Source organism: Agrobacterium sp. 10T429, assembly GCF_056393925.1.
On record NZ_JBFTGV010000014.1, the window covers coordinates 87,640 to 111,055 of the forward strand.

General features: G+C 55.7%; 19 protein-coding genes and 1 pseudogene. 10 read left to right on the forward strand and 10 right to left on the reverse strand.

Going from position 1 to position 23,416, the window contains the following annotated elements; all coding sequences use genetic code 11:
- Nucleotides 1-9: 9 nt before the first annotated feature.
- Nucleotides 10-1,242 (reverse strand): MFS transporter, encoded by a 1,233-nt coding sequence (locus AC1DCP_RS24620; RefSeq protein WP_476774737.1) that lies wholly within the window; start codon nt 1,240-1,242, stop codon nt 10-12.
- 115 nt (nt 1,243-1,357) lie between these two features.
- Between AC1DCP_RS24620 and AC1DCP_RS24625 the strand changes: the two genes are divergently transcribed.
- Nucleotides 1,358-2,278 carry a LysR family transcriptional regulator gene (locus AC1DCP_RS24625; protein WP_441360456.1) on the forward strand — a complete coding sequence of 307 codons (921 nt, stop codon included), beginning with the start codon at nt 1,358-1,360 and terminating at the stop codon, nt 2,276-2,278.
- 251 nt (nt 2,279-2,529) lie between these two features.
- Here the strand turns inward: AC1DCP_RS24625 and AC1DCP_RS24630 are convergent, their stop codons facing one another.
- Nucleotides 2,530-3,744, reverse strand: a complete 1,215-nt coding sequence (locus tag AC1DCP_RS24630) for an alkene reductase (protein WP_441360457.1) — start codon at nt 3,742-3,744, stop codon at nt 2,530-2,532.
- 59 nt (nt 3,745-3,803) lie between these two features.
- Here AC1DCP_RS24630 and AC1DCP_RS24635 point away from each other — a divergent pair, with 59 nt between their 5' ends.
- Nucleotides 3,804-4,727, forward strand: coding sequence for a LysR family transcriptional regulator (locus AC1DCP_RS24635; protein ID WP_441360458.1), 924 nt, complete (start codon nt 3,804-3,806; stop codon nt 4,725-4,727).
- 54 nt (nt 4,728-4,781) lie between these two features.
- Here the strand turns inward: AC1DCP_RS24635 and AC1DCP_RS24640 are convergent, their stop codons facing one another.
- The 4 genes from AC1DCP_RS24640 to AC1DCP_RS24655 all read right to left on the reverse strand — a co-directional run bounded on the left by AC1DCP_RS24640 (nt 4,782) and on the right by AC1DCP_RS24655 (nt 8,093).
- On the reverse strand, nt 4,782-5,546 hold the full coding sequence (locus AC1DCP_RS24640; protein ID WP_476774738.1) for a sulfite exporter TauE/SafE family protein: 765 nt from the start codon (nt 5,544-5,546) through the stop codon (nt 4,782-4,784).
- Between the two features lie 61 nt (nt 5,547-5,607).
- Nucleotides 5,608-6,315: an EthD domain-containing protein gene (locus tag AC1DCP_RS24645; RefSeq protein ID WP_476764374.1), complete on the reverse strand. Its 708-nt coding sequence runs from the start codon at nt 6,313-6,315 to the stop codon at nt 5,608-5,610.
- 198 nt (nt 6,316-6,513) lie between these two features.
- Nucleotides 6,514-7,323 (reverse strand): IclR family transcriptional regulator, encoded by an 810-nt coding sequence (locus AC1DCP_RS24650; RefSeq protein WP_441360461.1) that lies wholly within the window; start codon nt 7,321-7,323, stop codon nt 6,514-6,516.
- Nucleotides 7,320-8,093 carry an IclR family transcriptional regulator gene (locus AC1DCP_RS24655; protein WP_441360462.1) on the reverse strand — a complete coding sequence of 258 codons (774 nt, stop codon included), beginning with the start codon at nt 8,091-8,093 and terminating at the stop codon, nt 7,320-7,322. Before AC1DCP_RS24655 ends, AC1DCP_RS24650 begins: the two co-directional genes overlap by 4 nt.
- Before the next feature lie 536 nt (nt 8,094-8,629).
- Between AC1DCP_RS24655 and AC1DCP_RS24660 the strand changes: the two genes are divergently transcribed.
- The 5 genes from AC1DCP_RS24660 to AC1DCP_RS24680 all read left to right on the forward strand — a co-directional run bounded on the left by AC1DCP_RS24660 (nt 8,630) and on the right by AC1DCP_RS24680 (nt 13,377).
- Nucleotides 8,630-10,345, forward strand: coding sequence for an FAD-dependent oxidoreductase (locus tag AC1DCP_RS24660; RefSeq protein WP_441360463.1), 1,716 nt, complete (start codon nt 8,630-8,632; stop codon nt 10,343-10,345).
- A gap of 76 nt (nt 10,346-10,421) precedes the next feature.
- Nucleotides 10,422-11,120 (forward strand): CoA transferase subunit A, encoded by a 699-nt coding sequence (locus AC1DCP_RS24665; protein ID WP_441360464.1) that lies wholly within the window; start codon nt 10,422-10,424, stop codon nt 11,118-11,120.
- A 12-nt stretch (nt 11,121-11,132) separates the two neighbouring features.
- Nucleotides 11,133-11,756 (forward strand): 3-oxoacid CoA-transferase subunit B, encoded by a 624-nt coding sequence (locus tag AC1DCP_RS24670; RefSeq protein WP_441360465.1) that lies wholly within the window; start codon nt 11,133-11,135, stop codon nt 11,754-11,756.
- A 16-nt stretch (nt 11,757-11,772) separates the two neighbouring features.
- Nucleotides 11,773-12,954 carry an acetyl-CoA C-acetyltransferase gene (locus tag AC1DCP_RS24675; RefSeq protein WP_441360466.1) on the forward strand — a complete coding sequence of 394 codons (1,182 nt, stop codon included), beginning with the start codon at nt 11,773-11,775 and terminating at the stop codon, nt 12,952-12,954.
- A gap of 24 nt (nt 12,955-12,978) precedes the next feature.
- Nucleotides 12,979-13,377: a carboxymuconolactone decarboxylase family protein gene (locus AC1DCP_RS24680; RefSeq protein WP_476774739.1), complete on the forward strand. Its 399-nt coding sequence runs from the start codon at nt 12,979-12,981 to the stop codon at nt 13,375-13,377.
- On the opposite strand, the gene AC1DCP_RS24685 is transcribed toward AC1DCP_RS24680, so the two are convergent.
- Complete coding sequence (locus tag AC1DCP_RS24685; RefSeq protein ID WP_476774740.1) at nt 13,306-14,526, reverse strand: substrate-binding domain-containing protein; 1,221 nt, start codon at nt 14,524-14,526, stop codon at nt 13,306-13,308. The genes AC1DCP_RS24680 and AC1DCP_RS24685 overlap by 72 nt on opposite strands.
- Before the next feature lie 317 nt (nt 14,527-14,843).
- Nucleotides 14,844-15,881 (reverse strand): LLM class oxidoreductase, encoded by a 1,038-nt coding sequence (locus tag AC1DCP_RS24690; protein ID WP_441360469.1) that lies wholly within the window; start codon nt 15,879-15,881, stop codon nt 14,844-14,846.
- Between the two features lie 334 nt (nt 15,882-16,215).
- On the opposite strand from AC1DCP_RS24690, the gene AC1DCP_RS24695 reads away from it, so the two are divergent.
- Entirely contained in the window at nt 16,216-17,394 is a 1,179-nt protein-coding gene (locus AC1DCP_RS24695) for an MFS transporter (protein ID WP_476774741.1), read from the forward strand.
- Nucleotides 17,395-17,674: 280 nt separating this feature from the next.
- Here the strand turns inward: AC1DCP_RS24695 and AC1DCP_RS24700 are convergent, their stop codons facing one another.
- Nucleotides 17,675-18,337, reverse strand: coding sequence for a TetR/AcrR family transcriptional regulator (locus AC1DCP_RS24700; RefSeq protein WP_441360471.1), 663 nt, complete (start codon nt 18,335-18,337; stop codon nt 17,675-17,677).
- A gap of 356 nt (nt 18,338-18,693) precedes the next feature.
- Here AC1DCP_RS24700 and AC1DCP_RS24705 point away from each other — a divergent pair, with 356 nt between their 5' ends.
- The gene (locus AC1DCP_RS24705) at nt 18,694-21,084 is read left to right on the forward strand and encodes a membrane-bound PQQ-dependent dehydrogenase, glucose/quinate/shikimate family (RefSeq protein WP_441360472.1); all 2,391 of its coding nucleotides are present in this window, start codon (nt 18,694-18,696) and stop codon (nt 21,082-21,084) included.
- A 223-nt stretch (nt 21,085-21,307) separates the two neighbouring features.
- On the opposite strand, the gene AC1DCP_RS24710 is transcribed toward AC1DCP_RS24705, so the two are convergent.
- Nucleotides 21,308-22,228: a LysR family transcriptional regulator gene (locus tag AC1DCP_RS24710; RefSeq protein WP_441360473.1), complete on the reverse strand. Its 921-nt coding sequence runs from the start codon at nt 22,226-22,228 to the stop codon at nt 21,308-21,310.
- A gap of 547 nt (nt 22,229-22,775) precedes the next feature.
- On the opposite strand from AC1DCP_RS24710, the pseudogene AC1DCP_RS24715 reads away from it, so the two are divergent.
- Nucleotides 22,776-23,267 (forward strand): annotated as a pseudogene (locus tag AC1DCP_RS24715) (MsnO8 family LLM class oxidoreductase); the annotation flags it as partial.
- Nucleotides 23,268-23,416 lie beyond the last annotated feature (149 nt).

Genomic DNA, 23,416 nt, shown 5'->3' on the forward strand with positions numbered 1-23,416 from the left:
TCAGTGTTTTCAATCACTGACACCACCTATTCCAGTGCCGGCGTTAGGGGGAAGCAGCGAGCGAAGCAAGGCGAGAGCGCCCGACACCGCGCAAAGGCAGCATACTCCGGTCCATCCAAAGTGGTTCCAGGCAAAGCCACCGATCGTCGCGCCGACGGACATTCCGATCATGGCAGCACTCATCAGCAGACCGTTAAGGCGGCCGGGCGCTGCTGGATCGATCGACGTGACCACGGCCTGGTGGGACACCAATCCCGCCATCACACCTAGATCGAACAAGACGGTAGCTGCGATCAGAACCGGCAAGGACAATGGAAAGATGAGGACCAGCGAAAAAGCGGCGATGACCAGCACACAACCAACCCTGATTGCGGCAGAGGGACCGTGGCTATCTGCAAGTCGACCGAACAGGGGAGCTCCCAGTGCTCCCGCCGCCCCGGCTAGACCAAACTCACCGGCAGCCGAGGGACCGAGGTGGAATGGAGGTCCAGCGAGCATCAGCGCGAGGACTGACCAGAAGGCACCGAGCGGGAGCGCTAGAAGTGCTTGCGTCAACAGAGACTTTCTCAAAATTGTATGCTGGCGAAACAGGCTGACAAGACTTTTTAAAAGGCTGAGGTACGAGCCGCTTGCCGTCGCGGGCTGACGCGGCAACCAATGCCAGACAGCTACCCATACCAAGGCAACCAAAACTGCTGCAATTTCGTAAATTGCCCGCCAACCAAACGCCGTTCCGATAAAACCACTGACGGTCCGTGATAAAAGTATGCCACAAAGCAGTCCAGTCGTGACGACGCCAATCGTATGACCGCGACGCTCTTCCGTCGCAAGGTGGGCTGCCATGGGCACGAAGTCCTGTCCAAGGCTACCCAGGATACCCAAAGCCAAGCTCGCGATGAGCAGCACGGAAAGTGACGGCGAAATTGCGGTTACCGCAAGCGCGAGCGCTAGAAGGGCCGATTTCACGAGAACCAAACGCTTACGTTCGACAAAATCGCCAAGTGGCGCAAGAAACAGCATTCCGGCCGCATAACCTGCTTGGGCGATAGCGGGAACCCATATCATTCGTTCCGGTGAAGCGCCGAATGCGTCGCGCATGAGCGGCAGAATTGGCTGGCTATAGTAAACACTTGCAACCCCGACGCCCGCACCGACCGAAAGCAGCAATATCACTGCACGCCCTGCCGGCCGCGCCTCATTGCCGCTTGAAGATAGGGTTTGGGTTTGGAATTGCACTGACACGGATATCCCCTTTAAGCAAAACCCTCCCTGCACCTGTTCTATTGACGTTCTGGATATAATTAAAGTACCAAGACCTCTCAACTAAGACGACACCAGTTCGTCAATCGGGTTTTGCATGATCGCCGAGGACCATCTCAAAGGTATATCTGTGTTTGTTCAAGCTGCCGACGCAGGCGGTTTCACGCAAGCCGCCTTACGGCTGGGGCTGTCGAAATCCGGAGTGGCAAAGACGGTCATGCGGCTTGAAGAGCGTTTGGGTGTACGCCTGTTCAACCGAACGACTCGCCGCTTCGCGCTGACGGCCGATGGGCAGGCATTTTACGAGACGTGTTCGCGAATACTGGGAGAATTGGAAGGCGCGCAGGACGCGTTGTCGTCTCATCATCTGCCACCGCGTGGCTCTTTGCGGATTGATCTTCCAGTGGTTTTTGGCCGTCGCTGGTTGCTGCCGGTTCTCCTTGACATAGCGGCTCGCCATCATGACCTCTCGCTTGAGATCAAATTCACTGACCGACGCATAGACCCCGTCGAAGATGGGGTCGATCTTGTGGTACGCATCGGCGATCTGGAGGACAGTTCGACACTGATTGCCCGCCAACTCGGTATCCAGGAATCCATTCTGTGCGCGTCACCAGCCTATATCGAGCGTAAAGGATCTCCTCAGTCGATCGAAGCACTTGCAGAGCACGATTGCATTGTTTTTGCGAGCGGCCGGCAACCATTGCCCTGGTGGTTTGCGGATGAGGGCGGTGGATTGATTGCACGTCCGGTCACTGGTCGCATCACTAGCAACGATTCTGACGCGATATGCGCAGCGGCTATTGCAGGACAGGGCATCGCTCAGCTAGCGACTTGGCTCATCGCCGACCATCTTCGTGAAGGCCGGCTGCGACAGATTCTTCCGGGAGTCCAAACACGCGGCTTTCCCATTCATGTCATTTGGCCAAGGTCGCGGCTCGTCGCACCTAAAGTACGCGTGGTAATTGACGAACTCGTCGCCAGGTTCATACCGCAGCCTCCTTGGAACCAGCTCTGATCGCTGCACTGGGAAGGCATCGGGATGGGCATGATTGCTTCGACTAGAGCGCGCAGTCGAACCTTTGTCGGAAGACAGCAAGCGCGCCAGAAATGCTTAAGTCATCAAGCCACCGTTTCGCTCGTGCCGACCGCTCTCCGGGCCCTACAAGCCTGCGGAGAGCCAGATATTGAAACGGCGATGACTTCCCCCATAGGTATGGCGTCACGGCTACGCTCAACATCGTCACAACGTCACATGCAAGCAGTGAACTATGGGCGATACGGCGGATAGTCGATGTAGCCTTTGGCATTACCGCCATAAAAAGTCGCGCGATCAGCCGGCGCAAGTGCCCAGCCATGCTCCAGCCGTGAAACAAGATCGGGATTACTGATGAACGCGTGTCCAAAGCCGGCCAGGTCGATCAGACCATCGGAAAGGAACTCTTCAGCTCGCGCGTGTGTAAGTCCCCCTGTCAATATCAGCGCCGTGTCTGTCAGCTCTGACTTGATCTTCCTGAGCAAGGAAAATAGCCCGCCATTTGCGAAGCCTTGGACGCCACGATCAATCCGCTCGAAGCTATCTTGGTTCATCACATGCACATAGGCCAGTTTCCGCTCTGCAATCTCACGGGATAACGCGAGATAAGTTTCATCTATTTCATCGTAAAGCGGCATGTCGAAGAGTTGACCGTAAGGTGAAACTCGGATGCCTACCCTGTGAGCTCCGATGCGAGCAACCACAGCATCGATTACTTCCAGCGTGAAACGTAGCCTGTTGTCTAACTGGTCCGCCGAATATTTGTCTGTGCGATCGTTCACTTTAGGGTTCAAAAACTGCTCATGGAGGTAGCCATTTGCTCCATGAATCTCGACGCCATCGAACCCGGCTTCGACGGCGTTGGATGCGGCTTGGGCGAAATCATTTACGATACGTTCAACCTCTTCGGTGGCAAGTTGACGGGGTGCTGGAGGCTCGACTTGGTCAGGTTCACCTCGCTCGTTGTAGCCGTAGGCCCTCGCACCCTCTGCCTTTTTTGAACTCGGGCTTACCGGCAGCTCTCCGTTTTCTTGAATTGAGGGATGCGAGACACGACCGACGTGCCATAGCTGCGCAAAAATGTGCCCGCCCACTGCATGGACCGAGTCAGTGACCAGCTTCCACCCTGCGACTTGCTGCGCAGTGTAGATGGCAGGGTTGAAAAGATAGCCCTGCCCTTCTCTTGAGATCGATGTGCCTTCGCTTACGATAAGGCCTGCAGTCGCACGTTGCGCGTAGTAGAGCGCCGTCAGCACATCAGCCGCATCGTTGGTCGCTCGCGCACGGGTCATCGGCGCCATCACAATGCGATTTCGCAGGGTAAGCCTTGCGAGGTCGAACGGTTTGAACAACTCTGTCATGAAATGGCGCTCCATAAGGCTGAAAAACAAATTTACTGAACCTAGGTAGCCACCTGCAATTAATGCAACAATAGCTGCAATCTTCAAATAAGAATTGCTTGAATAGCAATTATCTGGCACTGCGTGCAGATCAAAGGAGGKACGTTATGCAGCTTCAGGCGTTGCGCTACTTTCTCGCTGTAGCGGCAAACGGCAGCTTCCTTGCTACCTCCAGGCACTTCGAAGTGCCAGCATCCTCCGTTTCACGCTTCATATCAGCTTTGGAAAAAGAGCTTGGCCGTCAGCTATTCTACCGTAGCACTCGCGCAGTGAGACTGACGGACGAGGGTGAGCGCTTCTACCTTCAAGTACAAGAAGCCATTGAGCTGCTTGATACTGCTGCCGAAGACCTCACCCAACGCGATGTAGGATTGAAGGGAGTGGTCAGGATTAATGCGCCCGTTGCGCTCGGCCGACTTCATATAGCACCCCTGCTTGCCCGCTTGCAGGAAAAGTACCCCGACCTCATACTGGAGCTTACCCTCACCGACGCATTCGTTGACCCGGTCCAGGAACGGGTTGACATCACCGTACGTGTAGGACGGGTCATAGACTCCGGTCTGCTTGGTCGCACTGTTAGTGGCCAGCGATATGTACTTGCGGCAAGCCCTGAATATCTGCGCGCTAGCGGCGTGCCACAGGTACCTGACGATCTGCGTGACCACAGTTGTCTGCTCTATAAAGGCGAACAAGGTGCTCAGCGCTGGTATTTCAAGCGCCCGACCGAAGGCGACTTCAAATCACTTGAGGTGAGTGGCCCTCTCAGAAGCAATAATGCGGAGGTATTGGTTGCCGCAGCAATCGCGTCTCAAGGTATCGTTCTTTTTCCCAGTTGGCTGTTCGACCCATCCAGCTTCAGGGATGGTCGCCTAGTAACGCTGCTCTCTGACTGGGACATATCTGCTTCAGCAGAACAGATGCATGTGCAGCTACTCTCGCCAGGCAACCGAATTCGCTCACGGAAGGTGCGCGAGGTGTCCGATTTTCTCATCGAACAAATCGGTTCTCCTCCTTACTGGGAAAATCTTTGATCCGTCGTAGCGATCAGCGAGATGTTCAAATCCCAATCGATGCTCGCGAATGGTCTATCGCCCAAGCATGCCTTGACCAATCAGGGTCACGCTTACGCCGATCAGGATTATGGTGATGATCATATTGAAGCGGATGACGTCGACCCTGCGCACCAGTTGAACGCCAAGCCAGCTCGATGCCACGGCAACTGGAGCGAAGATAAATGCTGCCATCAGGTGGTGGGGACTGAGCTGCCCGAGCAAAGCGAACGCCGGCAGTTTCATCAGGTTGAGCAGCGCGAAAAAAATGACGCTCGTGCCTATATAGGCATCCCGACTGAGCTTTTGCGGCACAACATAGAGCTGGAATGGCGGCGTGCCGGCATGGGCTATCATGCTCGTGAAACCGGCGCCCATGCCGCTCAACAGGCCCAGAGCCTTCACGGGTGGCCGACCGATCTCTTGGGTTTTTTTCAACGAAAGAAGGAGTTGGCGTGAAGCAAAAACCAGCGAGATGACCCCGAGCGAAATTTGAACGATCCATTCGGGGACGGTCGAAGCAAGCTCGTATGCCAGCCATACGCCAATAGCTGCGCCCGGCACCATGATCGAAACGATCTGCCGGTTCCATTCGCGCTTGTACATCCAAACGGCGACCGCATCCTGAATGATCAGGATAGGAAAGATGAAACCGGCTGCACTGACGGGGCCGACGACGAGCGCCAACATCGGCGTACTAATCATGCCAATGCCTGCGAAACCGCCTTTTGATAAACCGAGAATGATTACCGCCAGAGTGGCGACAATGTAGAATAGCCAGTCCAAGGCGATCTCCTCCATTGAAACGACGGAGACTCCAGCCAATGTTTTTTGGCGGGTTGTCCAACTTGCCGTTGAAGGCTCAGACCTGGGGTTCGGCGATGACTTCGGTCACATCCACCATGTAGGTGGAAATCTCACCCAGGAATTCCTGCGCGTGGCTCATCGCCGTGAGCCCGCGAGGTGAGCGGAAAGCTTCCTCCGTTGCTGCTGCGCTTTCGAACCATAGCTCGACCACACCATCCACCTGAATATCATCGCCGTTTTCATCGGCCTTAAGGCGGTCTTTTTGCCGATCGATGACGATATTTTGCCGGTAACCGAGAAGACCGGGCAGACGTTTGACGAGGACCGGATGCATATTAAACCATTCGTCCTGAAATTGCTCCATTGTCACATCAGGGCGCTTGCGTATCAGGGACATGCGCTTGGCAAATTTCCCTTTGGTAGGAGGCGTGACCACGACATTCTGGAAGGCGGTCAGAATTGCGATGCCACCCAGGAAATTCTGTTCATCATCCTGAAGTGTTTTAATTTTTGCCGGGTCTGAAAAGCTGCGTGTGTCTGCAAGGGAATTGAAAAACAATTGCGCCATCCCATCAATTTCGATCGAGATTCGCTTGTAATCAATGCCTTTCTGGCTGCGATCGACCACATGGTTCTGAATGTAGCCCCGCAGGTTCGGCATGGTCGCTTTAACGACGTCAGCGTGGTTGCCGCGCCAATATGTGCCGAAGGCCTCGGTCGATAGATCCTCGCGCCGTGTCAACAGGCCGAAACGAACAATCATTGTAACTCCTCCTTGAATTAGGACATCTCCCATGTCCATCCGGCGAGCGCGAAGGTCGCGTTGACACCGGTCAGCACATTTGCCTAAAACAAATCGATGTGTCAATAACGGATTATGCGCCATTCTGTTTGGGAAACCGCTTGAATCGGCCAAGAGCTTGCCTTGAATGCAAATAACCGATTCCGACCGTCGGCCACGTTATCGTGGGGATACATAGCCATGTTCGAAGGACAGTCGTTTGGTGACCGCCAGGAGCTTTTTTACAGTCGCACCATTCGGGTCAATGTCGAGATGGCTTTCCGGCCCTATCAGGGTTACGGCCATCTGCACCTGCTCCGTATGATCGATGACCGGCGCGCCGACAGCGGAAATTCCAGGAACTGGTCGTGGGAAAATGGTCGCAAATCCGCGGTTCTTCACAAGTTCGATTTCATCGACAATGTCAGAATAGGCTCGCGTTTTGCCGACACGGAGGGTCTTTCCTCCCTCTCGAACCTCTGCTCGGATTGCCGCTCTKATTGTCGCTTCTGGCATGTTTCCGGCAAAGACCATACCAGCCGCTGTCCCCGAGACGGAGTAGACAGTCCCAACGTTGGTGTTGATATAGTTCTGATCGACGCCCTTGCGTATCTGGACCACCGTTGGCCCGAAAGAACCCCAGACACTCACGGCAACTGTTAGACCCGTTTCTTCTGACAGTGCTTCGACTGCCACGGCGGCAGCTTTCATCGCATCAAAACTTCGCATTCGGCCAATCGCCAGGAGCAAAGCATATGGACCGAGCCGGTAGCGGCCGCTGACCTCGTCCTGCTCGACCAGACCCATACGGCGGAAACTCACCAGATAGGCGTGCGCCTTTGTTGGTGGCACACCAGCCCTCTCGGCGACCTCACGGAGTTTGAGGGGGTCTTTGGCGTCGAGGAAAGGCAAAAGAATTCCGAGGCCGACTTCAACCGACTGAACACCACGGGCGTCAAGACCGTTCCGGGGATGAACCTTTTCGGTCATTGCTGGATACCTTGTGACAATTCTTCGGAGATCTTTAGCAGAGCGAGCACTGGCGCTCCGTGGATACTAAGGTCCAGATTGGCTGAGCTTCCGACAACGGTGATCACGGCAATAACTTCGTTGTTTGCTCCGCGAACCGGCGCAGCAATCGTGTCAATGTCTGGAACGGGCTCACTTCGGGTCACCGCATAGCCCGTTCGACGAACTGTTTCCAACTCGTCTTCAAATGCCTTGCGGGCCTTCTTTGCAGATTTTTTGTCGCCCGGGGTCTGGGCAAACTCGTCCTCGATGATGGCCTCTATGCCCGCGGGACATCCGAAGGCCGCGAAAACGCGGCCCGCTGCGGACCCGAGAACCGGTAGCGCCATGCCCGGTCGTAGGTTGACGTTCAGCGGATAATTCCCCGTTTGCACTTGTAATGCTGTCGGAGCGCCTACCCCCCATACGACCAAAGCCACCATCAAGCCCAACTTGAGTTCTAGTTGAACCGTCGCATCGCGCGCTGCGCGTAGCGGCCCGAAGCTGGCCACACGCGCCAACCCTAGCCGGATTGCCAAAGGCCCCAACTGGTAACGACCAGTGGCAACGTCCTGCTCTATCAAATCAAGACGGCGAAAACTTGAAATGTAGGCGTGAGCTTGCGCCGGCGGGAGGTCGGCGATCGCTGCAAGGTCCTTCAACATCATAGGGCCATCTGCATCGACCAGCACCGACAGCAACCGGCCGCCAATGTCGATAGACTGGATTCCTCGCCCTTCCCCCTTAGCCATTAAGTCTCCGTTTTCTCAGATTTTTGTCTCGCTCCCACAATCCTCTCTTAAACCGCAGCTGACGCCTGCGGTCAACATGGTAAGGCCTCAATCAAAAATTTCCTATTGACAAATCGGTTCGTTATCAAAGAATGTGTTCGCGGATGGCCCGGGGGATGCCTCGGTCCGGAGGCGGCGTGACGGGAGTACGCCGCGGGGAGTTGGCATGAGGTGACACCCAGGTCAAAGCAGGAGGAGTTATCATAGTGCGAAGTCTTGGCCTTTTGGCGAACTTGTTCACGCAAAGCGCGGGCTACTGGTCGCTTGCGGTCCAATCTCCAATGGCGCCGGTTAGTTGGGCTTCGCTGGGGTTAGCGATCCCGCCGACTGTCGCAGCTGCTCGTATATAAACTTCTCTAACAGTCCGAGCCGCAACAGAGCTGTTCATCTCGAATGTCGAGCTGGACTAACCTCCTCACGGCCTGTGGCTGACCCCCATGCCTGCTCTCGTTCAGCTCGCAATTCTACTTATGCCGCTCTTGGGAGCGCATTCCGTAATGAAGGATTATGTCATGAAGCGTTACGATTGTGATGTTCTTGTCGTCGGCTCTGGCGCAGGTGGTCTCGCAAGCGCTGTGTCAGCAGCGCACCGCCGGCTTAAAGTTCTCGTCGTCGAAAAGGAACCGGTGTTCGGTGGCACGACCGCTCGCTCTGGGGGATGGATGTGGGTACCGGGTAACGCCCCAGCCAAGCGCGCAGGCGTCGTCGACAGTGCCGAAAAGGCGAGAATCTATCTCCAGCACGAAACGGGCACGCATTTCGATGCACCACGAATTGACGCCTTCCTTCAGGCAGGGCCGGCCGCAGTCGACTTTTTCGAACGGGAGACCGCGCTGAAATTTGACCTCGGTCCGACCTTCTCGGACTATCACCCGGACGCACCAGGCGGGATGCCGGGCGGGCGCTCTATCGTGGCACAACCTTTTGACGGTCGTGAACTCGGGAAGGAGATCAAGCGGCTGCGTCCGCCTCTGTGGGAGATCACCTTCCTTGGGATGATGATCGGTTCCGGCAAGGAATTGCTGCATTTCTTCAACGTCACCCGATCGCCGGTGTCTATGTGGTATGTTGCAAAGCTGTTCAGCAAATTCGTTCGCGACATGGCCTTTCATGGCCGTCCAATGCGCCTCCTGAACGGCAATGCTCTGGTGGGTAGGCTGGTCAAGTCATGCATGGACAAAGATGTGCCGATCTGGACGTCCAGCCCCGTCAAAGATCTCATCAAGGACGAAAGCGGGCGGGTCGTCGGTGCGAGGGTGGACAGCCCCAACGGGCAATACGAGGTCTTCGCAGCAAAGGGCGTTGTCCTCGCAGCAGGCGGCTTTCCACAGGATGCGGTGCGCCGCAAGGAACTCATTCCGCATTCACCTTCCGGCCACGAGCATGTGTCACCGGCCCCTCCTGGCAATACTGGTGATGGCTTGCGCATGGGCGAAAGGGTCGGCGCGACAGTCGATACGAGCCTTCCAAACGCGGTTGCACTTGTGCCGATTTCCCGGCCGCGCAAGCCTGACGGAACGCTCGGGACCTTTCCGCATTTCGTCGACCGTTCCAAGCCGGGGGTCATTGCGATCACGCGGTCCGGTAGGCGCTTCGTCAACGAGGCCAATTCCTACCATGATTTCTGCCAGGCCATGATCAAGCGCTGTGGCGAGGAAGGTGGCGAGCTCGCCGCCTGGTTTATCGCCGATCACCGCACTTTTAGGAAATACGGCCTCGGCTTTGCCAAGCCTGCACCCGTTCCCTACGGTAAACTGATTGAGAACGGATATCTGGTGCGTGGCAAAACTCTCGGTGAATTGGCGGAGCAGTTGGGGGCTGATCCGGTTCAGTTGGAACGCACTGTTTCCGAGTTCAACAAGCATGCGGAAAAGGGCGAGGATCCAGAATTCCATAAGGGGTCGACAGCCTACAATCGCTCGCTCGGCGATCCAGAGCACAAGCCCAATCCCTGCGTCGCACCGATCGTAAAAGGCCCGTTCTACGCCGTTCGGCTCTATGTCGGCGACCTTGGCACCTATGCTGGCCTGAAGACCAACGAGAACGCTCAAGTGCTCAACGGCGACGGGCGGCCAATTGCTGGTCTCTACGCCGCCGGCAACGATGCTGCGAGCATCATGGGTGGAAATTATCCCGGCGGCGGCATCACCCTCGGACCGGCAATCACCTTCGGCTACATCGCTGCCCGCCACATGTCCGGGGCGAACGAGTAAACAATGACAGTCGGAGCTACAGCCGGGACTGTCACGGACGCTCGGCTTTGTAGTGGATAAATTGACGGAGATCAGAGTGCAGAAAATCTACAGCGGAGCCGAAACGGCACTAGAAGGATTGCTTTTCGACGGCATGACGATAGCAGCAGGCGGATTTGGTCTCTGCGGCATTCCCGAGCTCCTCATTGCCGCTGTACGGGCTGCCGGGACAAGAGAGTTGACGATTGCTTCCAACAACGCCGGTGTTGACGGATTTGGCCTCGGCGTTCTTCTCGAAACCCGGCAGGTCAAAAAAATGATCTCGTCCTATGTTGGCGAGAATGCCGAATTCATGCGGCAGTATCTGAGCGGCGAACTAGAGCTGGAGTTCAATCCGCAAGGTACGTTGGCGGAACGAATGCGGGCGGGTGGAGCGGGCATTCCCGGCTTCTATACCCGCACCGGCGTGGGCACCCTTATCGCCGAAGGTAAGGAACACAAGCAGTTCGAAGGCGAGACCTTCATTCTCGAGCGCGGCATCGTGGCAGATCTCTCAATCGTAAAAGCGTGGAAGGCCGACACGACCGGCAATCTCGTATTTCGCAAAACCGCACGCAATTTTAATCCGCCGGCTGCGACCTGCGGTCGGGTTTGCGTCGCCGAAGTTGAGGAAATTGTGCCGGCCGGCAGTCTCGATCCGGACGGGATTCACCTCCCAGGCATCTACGTTCATCGGCTAATACAGGGCGAGCACGAGAATCGTATCGAGCAACGCACCGTCCGCAAGCGCGCATAAAAGGACAAGAATATGTGGGACCGCAATCAAATGGCTGCCCGTGCGGCAAAGGAGCTGCAGGACGGTTGGTACGTAAATCTTGGTATTGGGATACCGACATTGGTTTCGAACTACATACCATCCGGCGTTTCCGTGACCTTGCAGTCGGAAAACGGCATGTTGGGCATGGGGCCCTTCCCCTTCGAAGGAGAAGAGGATGCCGACCTGATTAACGCTGGAAAGCAGACGATTACCGAATTGCCCCATACGAGCTATTTTGACAGCGCCACAAGCTTCGCCATGATCCGAGGTGGCAAGATCGCCATGGCTATCCTCGGAGCCATGGAAGTCTCGGAAAAGGGTGACCTTGCCAACTGGATGATTCCCGGCAAGCTCGTCAAGGGCATGGGCGGAGCTATGGACCTGGTAGCCGGCGTCGGCAGGGTCGTCGTCGTGATGGAACATACGTCCAAGCACGGAGAGAGCAAGCTATTACACGAATGTTCGCTTCCGCTGACTGGTGCCGGCGTGGTTGATAGGATCATCACCAATCTCGGCGTCCTCGACGTCGTTGATGGCGGGCTGAAAATCGTCGAACTAGCCGATGGAGTGTCGGAAACCGACCTGCGGCAAGCGACCGAAGCAAACATCGTATGAATAAGGAGACCAGCAAATGTCGAGCCCTTCGATCGTAATTGCAAGTGCGGCGCGCACAGCCGTCGGATCCTTCAATGGTGCCTTCGCCGCGACGCCAGCGCACGAACTCGGTGCCGCGGTTATCAGAGGTGTGCTCGGACGCGCCAATGTCGATGCCACCGAGATTGACGAGGTCATCCTCGGGCAAGTACTCGCCGCGGGCGAGGGCCAGAACCCTGCTCGACAGGCAGCTATCAAAGCAGGTGTTCCGCAGGAGGCGACCGCTTGGAGCGTGAACCAATTGTGCGGCTCGGGGTTGCGGGCGGTCGCCCTTGGCATGCAGCAGATCGCTGCCGGAGACGCAAAGTTCATCGTTGCTGGAGGCATGGAATCGATGTCGATGGCGCCGCACTGCGCGCATCTGCGCGGTGGCGTTAAAATGGGTGATTACACCATGGTCGATACAATGATCAAGGACGGCCTGACCGATGCCTTTTATGGCTACCATATGGGGAAGACTGCCGAAAACATTGCCAACAAGTGGCAGTTGTCGCGCGAAGAACAGGACCATTTCGCTCTTGCATCACAAAACAAGGCTGAGGCCGCTCAAATAGCAGGGCGGTTCGTAGATGAGATCGTGCCTTTTGTTGTGAAGGGACGCAAGGGAGAGGTTACGATCGATCGAGACGAATACATTCGCTACGAGGCTACCCTCGATTCGCTTTCGAAACTGCGCCCTGCGTTCGAAAAAGATGGGACAGTAACGGCAGGCAATGCTTCCGGTTTGAATGATGGTGCAGCCGCAACATTGCTGATGAGCGAGGACGAAGCTTCGCGCCGCGGGATTGAGCCACTTGCCCGTATTGTCTCCTGGGCCACGGCAGGCGTCGATCCGCAGATCATGGGAACGGGCCCGATCCCTGCTTCGCGAAAGGCACTTCAAAAAGCAGGCTGGAGAATTGAAGATATAGAACTCGTCGAGGCCAATGAGGCGTTCGCCGCGCAGGCCTGCGCCGTCAACAAGGAACTCGGCTGGGATCCGTCGATCGTCAATGTCAACGGCGGCGCCATCGCCATCGGCCATCCAATTGGTGCCTCTGGCGCACGTGTGCTCAATACGCTCCTGTTCGAGCTGAGGCGCCGTAGACTGTCCAGGGGTTTGGCAACCTTGTGCATTGGTGGCGGCATGGGTGTTGCCATGTGCGTCGAACGGCTTTGATTGGCGCAAGGGAGAGAGTCGAGAATGACCGAGGGTATTTTCGAGGTCGGCTTGAGAATAAGGCGCGCTGTCGTCGGTGCGGCGAGGGTCCAGACGTCCCACGAAAACGCGGATGACTTCACTCTGCCATTGCAGGAGTTGGTGACATCCTTTGCTTGGGGACAGATTTGGTCGCGAGAGGACTTGGACCTGCGTTCTCGATCCCTGCTCACAATTGGAATGCTGATTGCCTTAAATAGGCAGGACGAGCTTAAAGTGCATGTCCTTGGCGGCCTGAACAACGGAATATCACCGACCGAGATCCGAGAAGCCGTCATGCACGCCGCGGTCTATTGTGGATTCCCCGCCGCCTTAGCCGCTATGAAGACCGTTCAGCAGGTGCTCGCCGACAGCTGCGGTGACCCGTTTCCCGCTCCGGGTTGAGAGTACGGTCAGCCGCGGTAGGTTTACAAGACTGCAGCTGACTTTGTTTAGGTCTAGTTGAAGACGGCTTTCAGCTTGTCTTCCGAAAGCGTCGACGAGAGGTCTGCATCCGGGGGGCGCACCGCGATTGCAGCGGGGTGGTTTCCCAGCTTCAGTGTCGGCATAGACATAAGGTACAATAACCGTCGGCTCGTTGCTCTCCGTCCCTTGATAGGCTGCGACGCCGGCGCGCACCGCAAATCGAACCATCGAGGTCGCTCCGTCGACGGAAAAATGTTTCCATCCCTTTCCGGCGGCCGTCAGGTCTTCGTATCTGCATCCCATTTCATTGATGCCGTTGATCGTAGCTTCCGGAGGGATTGGAAGGCCAGCCTGCTCATAGGCTTTGGTTGCAGCGATCGTCGCCATGCCGGAATCCGAAACGATCGCGTCAATCTGCGGATACTTGGCAATAAGACCGGTCACTGCTCGCTGCGCGTCGGCAGGGTTCCAGTTCGTGACGATATAGCTTTCATCCAGCATCTTGATCCCAGGATACTTTTTGAGCCCCTCTTTCAGGCCGTTGAAAAAGTCCTCGGACGACTTCGCGCCGGGCGTGCCGCCCAACATCACGATGTTGCCTTTGCCGTTAAGCGTCTTGTTCACCCAGTCGGCCCAGAGTTTGCCGATGTAGGACTGGTCCTGATAGACGTTGACGCTGAAATCTTGACCCGGTGTCCCAGAGACCCTGGAATAGTAAGGAACAACCAGCGTCGATCCCCCATCAAATGCCGAGCGATAGGCCGGCAGCGCGGCATCTCCGTAATCAGTGAAAGTCACAAGGACGTTCACGCCCATGGAGGCCATGCTGTTCAGGTCGCTATTGTATTTCTGTTGGTCTCCGAGCGAGTCCGCGTATAGGACGTCGGTTACATTCGGGCATTTGCTGAGTTCGTCCTTGAATTCGGCAACAGCAATCTTTCGCCAGGTATTGCTTCCAACCCCATCGACAAGGGCCACCTTCATGGGCTTGGTGCCACACAGCGGCGTGATGTCGGCGCCTTTGTCCGAAACAGCATATTCGGCTGCGGTCGATCGTGAATTTGTCGCTGCTACCATCAATGCCGCCGCCATCGTCGCGACCACAAATTGTTTGCCTAGATCTCGCATTGCATCCCCTCCCAGAGTGCGATTGAGGAATTCTACGAGCGCGATGCCGTTGCAAAGAGCTCTATTCCTCCCGTCAGAAGGCTAGCAGAGTTATTTGTGCATGCAAATACGGTTCGCTATTGACGAATTTTTATTTATCTCCTCTGCTCGAACCTCGAGAACTTTGAGGCGGCTGGCGCGAGACCAGATACGTAGCAGCTAAAGCCCATATAACGTAAAGGCGTAGCTAGCTCTCACGTCATCAGCCATGGCGTATGGCATCTGGTGTCTAATAGGTCGTTCGCCCACATCGACTTCATCCTCACCGAGACAGCGTCTTATTCAGAGGTTGTATGGCCGGGAGCCGACGTCGGAACGATCGAGGGGAACAAGGGCAGTACGTTTTCTGCGAGATCTGCCATCACCTCTACATACGGACGACGGCTGACCTTCGGGTTGAGTGCAGCGTGATTAACCCCTGCGGCCCGCGCCGAGTTGAGGAAACCGGCAAGTGCCCGGGACCCGATCCTGATACCACCGCGCATCTTTTGGAATGGATGGTTTTTGTCTTCTACAAGATCGAGAAAGCCACCAATACCGACCGGTTTGAATGTTTGCTTTCCACAGGTAGAGCGAACGAGATCGTGCCAGTCCCTTGCGAACTGCTCTAGGTTTTCCGTCGTCGGCGACGCGCCGATCAATCCATCCATATTTCGCGCGACCCAGTCGATGGTTTGTTGAGCTCGCCCGACCGCGATTGTTGGTGTCTTGCCGAAAGGTGGCTTTGGAAGAAGGTCCAGGTGGCCGCTCGATTTCCCGAAACGAGGTGATCGGAAAGTTGGAAAGGACTGCTGGCTCACCTTTCGGTAGACGTCATATCCGTCTCTGAACCGCTCCCCGCGGCTGTTGAAGTCAATATCGAATAATGGATACTCGGCTGGCCTGTCGCCGGACGAAAGGCCAAGTATCATTCTCCCGCCTGAAAGCTGATCAAGCGAAGTCACCTGCTTCGCTAAAATCATTGGTTCCCGCAAAGGCAAGACAATTCCTGCCGTGCCCAACGCGATGCTGTCGGTCGCTGCAGCGAGCGACGCGATGTAGACCAGGGGCTCGAAAATCTGGCCGATGTCTCCATAGTTCGGGTCGAAGAACGGCACGTCTCGCATCCATAGTGCTCCGAAACCGTGCCTTTCGGCGAGTTGCGCCATCCCAATGTGATTTTCCATCGTCGGTGCGGGATTGTCCGGATGGCTTTCTAACGGGAGGATCAAACCGACTGTAAGATGGCCCTCTTTGAAAACGCGCCTTTTGCCAGGATGGAGGGCTGGATCTGATGTGGTCTGCAACTTGGTTTCGTTTTGCCAACTCATGCTCATCTTCAATCTCCTTCGCTTTCCAAGGATGCAGATAAGGATCTGAGTACGCGCAGATTAGTTAGAAAGAATTCCATTCAATCTGGAACTCGTGGATTAAATGAACTTGATCTTTCGTTCTTTCCAGTACTCGTCTCTCGACAAAAGACGGTTTTTATCCTGCATTCTGGAAATACAGGACAAACTGTCGATCCAGAGGCGGCCTTCACCCCCAGGAAGCGATCACCTAAATAACAATCCGAACTCCGCTAAGCGCTACGCGATGGCGGTGTCTTGCCTACAAAAAGGTCGACTTCGCAAACCACCAGCCATTGAGCTGTTTGTGGAAGGATAGCTTATGAAAAAGAACAATTCGATGCTCATCTGGACGCTGTCCGCCGCGGTGTTTGGCGTCATCACCACGGAACTTGGAACAATCGGCCTCCTGCCCCAGATCATGCAACAACTGAAAGTCGATGCAACAAAGGCGGGTTATCTCGTCAGTTTGTATGCCTTGGTCGTCGCGGTCACTGGACCGTTCGTCACCCTATTTCTCTCTCGGTTTAACAAGAAGACCGTACTTGTGTCGATTATGGCGATTTTCGTTGTCTCCAATATGATCTACGCTCTTACTGGTTTCTTCGAGTTAATGCTGATCTTCCGGGTGATTCCCGCGTTCGTGCATGCGGCTTTCTTTTCCGCGGCCTTGGTCGTGGCAACGAATGCGGTGCCTTCAGAGAAAAAGGCGGGCGCAGCCGCCAAGGTGTTCGCCGGCGTTGCAGCGGGACTTGTCCTGGGCATTCCACTCAGCGTCTTGATTGCTGACCATGCCTCCCTTGCTGCTGCGTTCTACTTTGCAGCTGCTGTCAACGCGGTGGCTTTGATTGGAATCATCGTGTTTATTCCGACGCTCCCCGGCGCTAAATCGCTATCTTACGGTGACCAGTTCGGCATTCTAAAGTCTGGCGGGGTCTGGATGGCGATTTCCACCGTCGTTTTCGTATTCGCCGCAATGTTTTCGGCATTCAGCTACATTTCTGACTTTCTCGGGAAAGTGCCTGCGTTCGATACCAACATTGTTAGCATTATGCTCATCGTTTTCGGCATTTGCGGCTTCATCGGTAACTTCCTTTATAGCCATATGCTGCAAAGGAACGTACCGCGCACGACTCTGCTTTATCCGGTCATTTACGCCGTTATCTATATCGCTATATTCGAGTTGGGAGCTTCGCAGGCTGCCATGTGGGGACTACTCGTGCCTTGGGGGATTCTGCATTCGTCCGGTTTGGTCGTCAGTCAACACTGGTTAAGTGAGGAAGCAAAAGAGGCCCCGGAGTTCGCCAACAGCCTCTATATGTCGTTCTCAAATCTGGGAATTACAGTTGGTGCGATGGTTGGGGGATGGTTCATCGCCGGGATAGGCCCACAGTCCGTCATGCTGAGCGGTGCGCTGTTTGCCGCGCTTGCGTTCCTAAGTATCCTTGCCAAGATCGTGATGGGGCAACGCGGTAAGGCGGTGTCGCAACCCGCTGAATGAACCGTGCTGCGTCCGGCGGACATGATGCCGGCGAGCTATTCATGCTCTCCTGCTCGCCGGCAGAAATAAGAAGATTGGCTCGAAGCCTGACCGTCGGATGGTGGTTGCGTCTTCCAGCCAAATCCCCGCTGCGAATTGTGCAGAACTCTTCCGAAATGCCAATGCGGAGGCCCAAGCTTCGGCTGCCTGGAAGCAAAGACAAAGGCTTGATGCCACCGAGATGATCGGTTGCTGGATGTGCGGATCGCCTCTCTGGTTGCAACAAAGGCGAACCAACCCCTCATCGCTGTTTGTCTGTTCGCTTGCCTGATGAGAACAGCAGATCAAGCTGAAGCTCGAACATTGCTCCGATGTCGAGATGGGACTCAGGACTTAGTACAGCGTTGTGAACGATCCCGACCCAAAGCGGAGCAACAAGCAAGTGAGGACAGTCGGCAAGATAGCGATCGCTGATCTCTCCCCTCTCGCGAGCAAGCGCCGCCGAGCGCCGGATGAGATCAATCATGGGTTCGTAGACCTTGATCTTGTAAATCTCAACCAACTTCGGGAACGCCCCACCGTCACAAATGACGAGCCGCGCAATTGCAGCGCGGCCCGATTTTTCGAATTCTCGCATGAAGGGCAGGACTGTTCGACGAAGAAATGCCTCGACGGTCTCGTCGTTCGAGGGGGCAAGTCTATTGAGGTCAGAGACGGCCGAAACCACGACATCTTCTAGAACACCCTCCAAAAGATGCTCCTTCGTCGTGAAGTATCGATACGGCGTTCCTTTGGCGATCCCTGCGCGTTTGGCTATGTCCGCGATCGTGGTGTTGGCATAGCCATGCTCAACGAAGACCGCCAAGGCGGCCTCGATCAAGCGGCCGCGCGTCTCTGCGGTTTTTTCGATGCTGGGGCCCCGTGTCCGGGACCTAACGGTTTTTTGTCCGAGTTCCTTGACCAAAAGTGGCCCTCCGGTCATTTTTAATATTGACTTTAAATGACCATGCAGTCATTTAAAGCTCAAGGCTCCAGTAGAGCTGATACCGGGTTTTCTGCCGCTTCGACAATAGCACACTGCAAGTAAGCCGAAAGTTCTTCCGGGTCATGATGATGTTGCCCGGCACAGAATGTGCTTTGCCTAAATCGCTTAAATAGCGCCGCTCTCTAAAGACTTTCTTCCAGGGAGGGGTTCACTGGGCGCGAGCGCGCCGTATCTGTTGCGTTGCGTAGCGAAAACCTCAGTCCATGAAGAAAATCCAGTTTTGGCCAACGCGATAGTCGCAGCCCAAATGCTAAAATTGGCAAGGCTCAGGTACAATGGCTACGTTAACTCTCGAAAAAACGTGGCATCGGGTGGTCCTTAGGCTATTCGGTGCTATCCTTGTAATTGTCGGACTCTCTCTTGGATATGGCGGTGCTCGCTTGCTCCTGTTGGGCGGGTCACCTTATTATGCAGTCATCGGTACCCTGCTGATTATCAGCGGAATCCTATTTGTCTTGAGAAAAGCGATCGCCGCCTGGATCTACGCGGTCGCATTCTTCGGAACCCTAATCTGGGCGCTTTCCGAAGCCGGATTTCAGTTCTGGCCGCTTTTGCCAAGGCTCGTTGCCCCAAGCGTTCTAGCGGTTTTTGTATTTCTGCTTCTCCCACTGCTTTCGTTTCGAGCAGCGCCTCGAACGGTTCGAAACATATCTTGGTCCGGTGCTACAATTTTTGCGCTTGGACTTGTTGTCACCGGCGTCTCGCTGTTCTTCCCCCATGGGACGATCTACAACGCGGAAGTGGCAGCAAACCTCTCAAAGACGACGCCCTTGCAAGAGAGCTCGAAGGACTGGCAGTTCTACGGTCGCACCGCGTCAGGCACACGCTTTGCGCCATTTGATCAAATCACAAAGGACAACGTGTCGCAGCTCAAAGTCGCCTGGACTTTCCGAACTGGCGATGTGGCCGACGGACCGCAGGAGGATCAGAACACCCCGCTGCAGATCGGCGATACTGTTTACGCCTGCACGCCCAATAACATTGTTTTCGCGATCGATGCCGAAAATGGCGAGCAGCGCTGGAAATTTGATCCGAAAGCACAGTCGCCAATCTGGCATCGTTGCCGTGGCCTAGGCTACTTCGATGCGAGGGTCGCATCAAACAACCCGACGGACCCCGCGGCGCTGCCATCTGCTGACCAGCTCTGCGCTCAGCGGATTATCCTCTCGACCATAGATGGGCGCCTCATTGCGATCGATGCGAAGTCGGGCCAATCCTGCGCTGACTTTGGCGACAATGGCACGGTCAGCCTCAAGACCGGTATTGCTGCCGGTGCCCCAGGCTTCTACATTCCGACCTCAGCACCAACCGTCTCGCGTGGCCTAGTTATCGTTGGTGGCTGGGTCTGGGACAATCGCGGTCTTGGCGAACCTTCGGGCGTAATCCGTGCTTTCAGCGCGCGTACCGGCGACGTCGTCTGGGCATGGGACCTCGGAAACCCCAACATTACTAAGTTACCTGCAGAAGGCCAGACGTATACAGAAGGGACGCCGAATATGTGGTCGACGCCCGCTTTTGACGACAAGCTTGGCCTCGTCTATCTGCCGATGGGTAACGCCCCTCCCGACTACTACGGTGCGCATCGGCGCGATTTCGATGACGCATATTCGTCGTCCGTCGTGGCATTGGATATCAATACCGGCCGAGAGCGCTGGAAATTCCAGACCGTCCATCACGACCTCTGGGACTATGATGTTCCCGCTCAGCCGGCGCTTTACGACATGCCCGATGGAAACGGCGGAGTGACCCCGGCGTTGGTTCAAGTCACGAAGCGTGGTCAGATATTCATGCTGAACCGAGCAACCGGGGAACCCATCAAGAAGGTGGAAGAAAAGAAGGCCCCGCAAGATGGTGCACCGGGCGAACGGCTCTCCCCGACCCAGCCATATTCGGTCGAAATGCCGGTTATGGGAAATGGCGCGCGGCCATTGACCGAGGCGGATATGTGGGGCGCTACCCCGTTCGATCAGCTATGGTGCCGTATCGAGTTCAAGTCGTTGCGTTATGACGGCGAGTTCACGCCTCCGCGGCCGGACAGCGTTAGCCTTCAGAATCCCGGCAACTACGGGGGCATGAATTGGGGCAGTGCATCCATCAACGAGGATACCGGCCTGCTTGTCGTCAACGACATTCGACTGCCGATACGCGTTCGTCTGGTAGAGCATGACCTGGAGCTGGAGAAAAACGGAAACTTCCAGGGCCATGATCTATACTCGCCGATGAAGGGCACGCCCTATGCGGTGAGGAACTCACCTTTCATGTCTCCGTTGGGTGTGCCTTGCGTGACACCGCCTTTCGGAACGATCAGCGGTGTTGACCTCAAGTCGGGCAAGGTCGCCTGGCAGGTCCCTGCCGGAACTGTGAAAGATCTCGGCAATGGCACCGGACTGTCTGTCCCGATTGGAATGCCGACGCTCGGTGGTCCGATGACCACTCGCTCGGGCCTGGTCTTCTTCGCCGGGACACAGGATTTCTACCTGCGTGCCCTTGATCAAACGTCCGGTAAGGAACTCTGGAAGGGCGAGCTGCCAGTTGGTGGCCAAGCCACTCCGATGAGCTATGTCTCGCCAGAAAGCGGCCGACAGTTCGTGGTCATTTCCGCCGGTGGTGCTCGCCAATCACCGAAGCGGGGAGATTATATCATCGCCTACGCCTTACCGAAGTGAAAGGACTTTGAGTTGTGACCTTTACTGCCGCGATCTTTCTTCGCGGCAGTTTCCTTAATCTTGCAGCGTCGATATCTACCCTCGCGCCGCAGGAAGTCCGCGCCCCTGTTCCTACTCATCCTATCGTCTATTTTCATTCATGAAACGCTTTAATGTCGAGCGTAATGTCTTGGACCGGCTCAGAAAAAGGTGAATGTAGGCCCTGATCTGGGCTCGCCTCGTATCAAGGGCGGAAACCGGACCTGGGCAGTGCGGCGGCATCTACCAACGCGTCTATCAGTACTCTTAGCTTCGGTTTCATGAAGCGGGATTGAGGCCAGATTGCGTGGATCGGCATTTCTGCTCCTGCATAGTCCTTTAGAACTTCGACAAGCGTACCCCTTTGCAGATGCTCGTGGACAAGCCATGTAGGCAGCTGGCTGACCCCGCAGCCTGCAAGGATCGCGTCGACCATGGCTTCTCCATCGCTGAATTCATGTCGGAGGCGAATGTCCTGAGAAAACGTAACCCCCTCGCGGGATTTGAAGATCCACGATCCCTGCTGACCTCGGCGCCAACCAAACACACAGTCTTTTTGCTGCAAATCCTGGGGAGTGTCTGGTACGCCCTTCTCGGCCAAGTAATTAGGAGCCGCGCAAACGACGAGGCGTTGCGTACCCAAACGTCGCGCAGTCAAAGCGGAGTCATCATTGAGATCGCCGATTCTGACCGCGAGATCACTCGATTCGGCGACCATATCGATTGTTCTCTCCGAGAAGTTGACTGAGAGATCGAGTCTTGCGTGACGTTCAGATAAATCGAGCAATATTGGCAAAACATGGCGCCGTCCGAAAGCACCAGGAAGATCGACGCGAATGCGCCCGACTGGTACGCTTCTACCGACAGCAAACGCGCCTTCCGCCCCGTCGAGTTCATCCAAGACGCTTAAACAGGTCGCTAAATAGACCTCCCCTTCGTTTGTCAGACTGAGGCTTCTCGTCGTCCGGTGAAGCAGCTTTGTCCCGAGGCGGGCTTCCAACCGCGTGACGCTTTTGCCTACGGCGGACGCAGTAACGCCGAGAACCTCTGCTGCTGCCGTGAAGGTTCCGGTACGCACCGTTTCGGCAAATTCCAAAAGGCCGTCGAAGCGATTTCCATTCGTCATTATGGAATTATAAGATTGAACGAAAGGAATGCTAGTGAAATTGGCGTTCGTTTCACTGCTAATCTTTCGCTACAGACAGCCCGGTTATAGCGAACATGGAATTGCTCCTGCAAGGTGACGCGTCGAGATGTTGATTAAAGCGCTCCGGGATCAACAGTCTTGCCGGATGCCTAGGTAATGCGATCGGTTTGGAATGCCTATCTGCGTTAAACGCTTTCTTGGGTGTCTAGAGCCTGCTGTCCCCGCGCGTGACGACTGACTCTACAGGGCGGTATTTCGATGGATCGTCTGCACCGAAATTCACAAGAGGGGCTGCGACATGGACCTTAACGACGATCTGCTGTTGGACAGCAATTGGCCGAAGGTCGTATAATTCGGTCACGAAGGAGCAGACATGAACCGTTAAGCGCTGATGCTCAGAGCAACAGTTTCTGTCCGCCAACATCCCATATGTGGCGGAGCCACGAAAGCAGTTTTGAAGTTGCGTCGGAGCTTCGACCTGTTTTGACCAGTCAGGGACGCGCAATTTAGTAATGAGGAGTACGCAATGGTAAAACTTTCGATTTTGGACTTGGTCCGGGTCACGAGAGATACAGACGCCCGTGGAGCTCTGAACAATGCTAGGGACGTTGCACGACATGCCGAAGCACTAGGATACGAGCGCATCTGGGTCGCAGAGCATCATAATATGCCGGGAATCGCAAGCGCCGCTACTTCAATCGTCGTCGGCCATATTGCCGAGGGGACCAAAACCATCCGCGTTGGCGCAGGCGGTATTATGCTGCCTAACCACGCGCCTTACGTTATCGCCGAGCAGTTCGGCACTTTGGCGAGGCTCTTTCCTGGCCGCATCGATCTTGGCGTCGGACGGGCTCCTGGAACCGATCAGCTGACAGTGCGCGCCTTGCGCCGGCCAGCGGACGCTTCAGACAATTTTCCGCAGGACGTGTTGGAACTACACGCCTTCCTGGCGCCCGCGGGCCCAGACCAGCGTATTCGCGCTGTTCCAGCGGCTGGAACGGAAGTTCCGGTCTGGATTTGTTGATTTCCACTGAGAGCTGACCCGGCGTTTCCACCGAGAATTGACCCGCCTTTAGGTATCGTTCGCGTTGTTGGTCGGGGTCAAGCTCCTGCGTTTCTCCTTTGATGTTTTGGGCTGATGGGCCGAGCTGTTCTTGAAGCGGAAGC

Bases quoted from the DNA above. Each gene is read 5' to 3' on its own strand.
- AC1DCP_RS24625 (WP_441360456.1), top strand. From the start codon at position 1,358: ATGATCGCCGAGGACCATCTCAAAGGTATATCTGTGTTTGTTCAAGCT.
- AC1DCP_RS24635 (WP_441360458.1), top strand. From the start codon at position 3,804: ATGCAGCTTCAGGCGTTGCGCTACTTTCTCGCTGTAGCGGCAAACGGC.
- AC1DCP_RS24640 (WP_476774738.1), bottom strand. From the start codon at position 5,546: ATGGAGGAGATCGCCTTGGACTGGCTATTCTACATTGTCGCCACTCTG.
- AC1DCP_RS24645 (WP_476764374.1), bottom strand. From the start codon at position 6,315: ATGATTGTTCGTTTCGGCCTGTTGACACGGCGCGAGGATCTATCGACC.
- AC1DCP_RS24655 (WP_441360462.1), bottom strand. From the start codon at position 8,093: ATGGCTAAGGGGGAAGGGCGAGGAATCCAGTCTATCGACATTGGCGGC.
- AC1DCP_RS24660 (WP_441360463.1), top strand. From the start codon at position 8,630: ATGAAGGATTATGTCATGAAGCGTTACGATTGTGATGTTCTTGTCGTC.
- AC1DCP_RS24670 (WP_441360465.1), top strand. From the start codon at position 11,133: ATGTGGGACCGCAATCAAATGGCTGCCCGTGCGGCAAAGGAGCTGCAG.
- AC1DCP_RS24675 (WP_441360466.1), top strand. From the start codon at position 11,773: ATGTCGAGCCCTTCGATCGTAATTGCAAGTGCGGCGCGCACAGCCGTC.
- AC1DCP_RS24680 (WP_476774739.1), top strand. From the start codon at position 12,979: ATGACCGAGGGTATTTTCGAGGTCGGCTTGAGAATAAGGCGCGCTGTC.
- AC1DCP_RS24685 (WP_476774740.1), bottom strand. From the start codon at position 14,526: ATGCGAGATCTAGGCAAACAATTTGTGGTCGCGACGATGGCGGCGGCA.
- AC1DCP_RS24690 (WP_441360469.1), bottom strand. From the start codon at position 15,881: ATGAGCATGAGTTGGCAAAACGAAACCAAGTTGCAGACCACATCAGAT.
- AC1DCP_RS24695 (WP_476774741.1), top strand. From the start codon at position 16,216: ATGAAAAAGAACAATTCGATGCTCATCTGGACGCTGTCCGCCGCGGTG.
- AC1DCP_RS24705 (WP_441360472.1), top strand. From the start codon at position 18,694: ATGGCTACGTTAACTCTCGAAAAAACGTGGCATCGGGTGGTCCTTAGG.
- AC1DCP_RS24710 (WP_441360473.1), bottom strand. From the start codon at position 22,228: ATGACGAATGGAAATCGCTTCGACGGCCTTTTGGAATTTGCCGAAACG.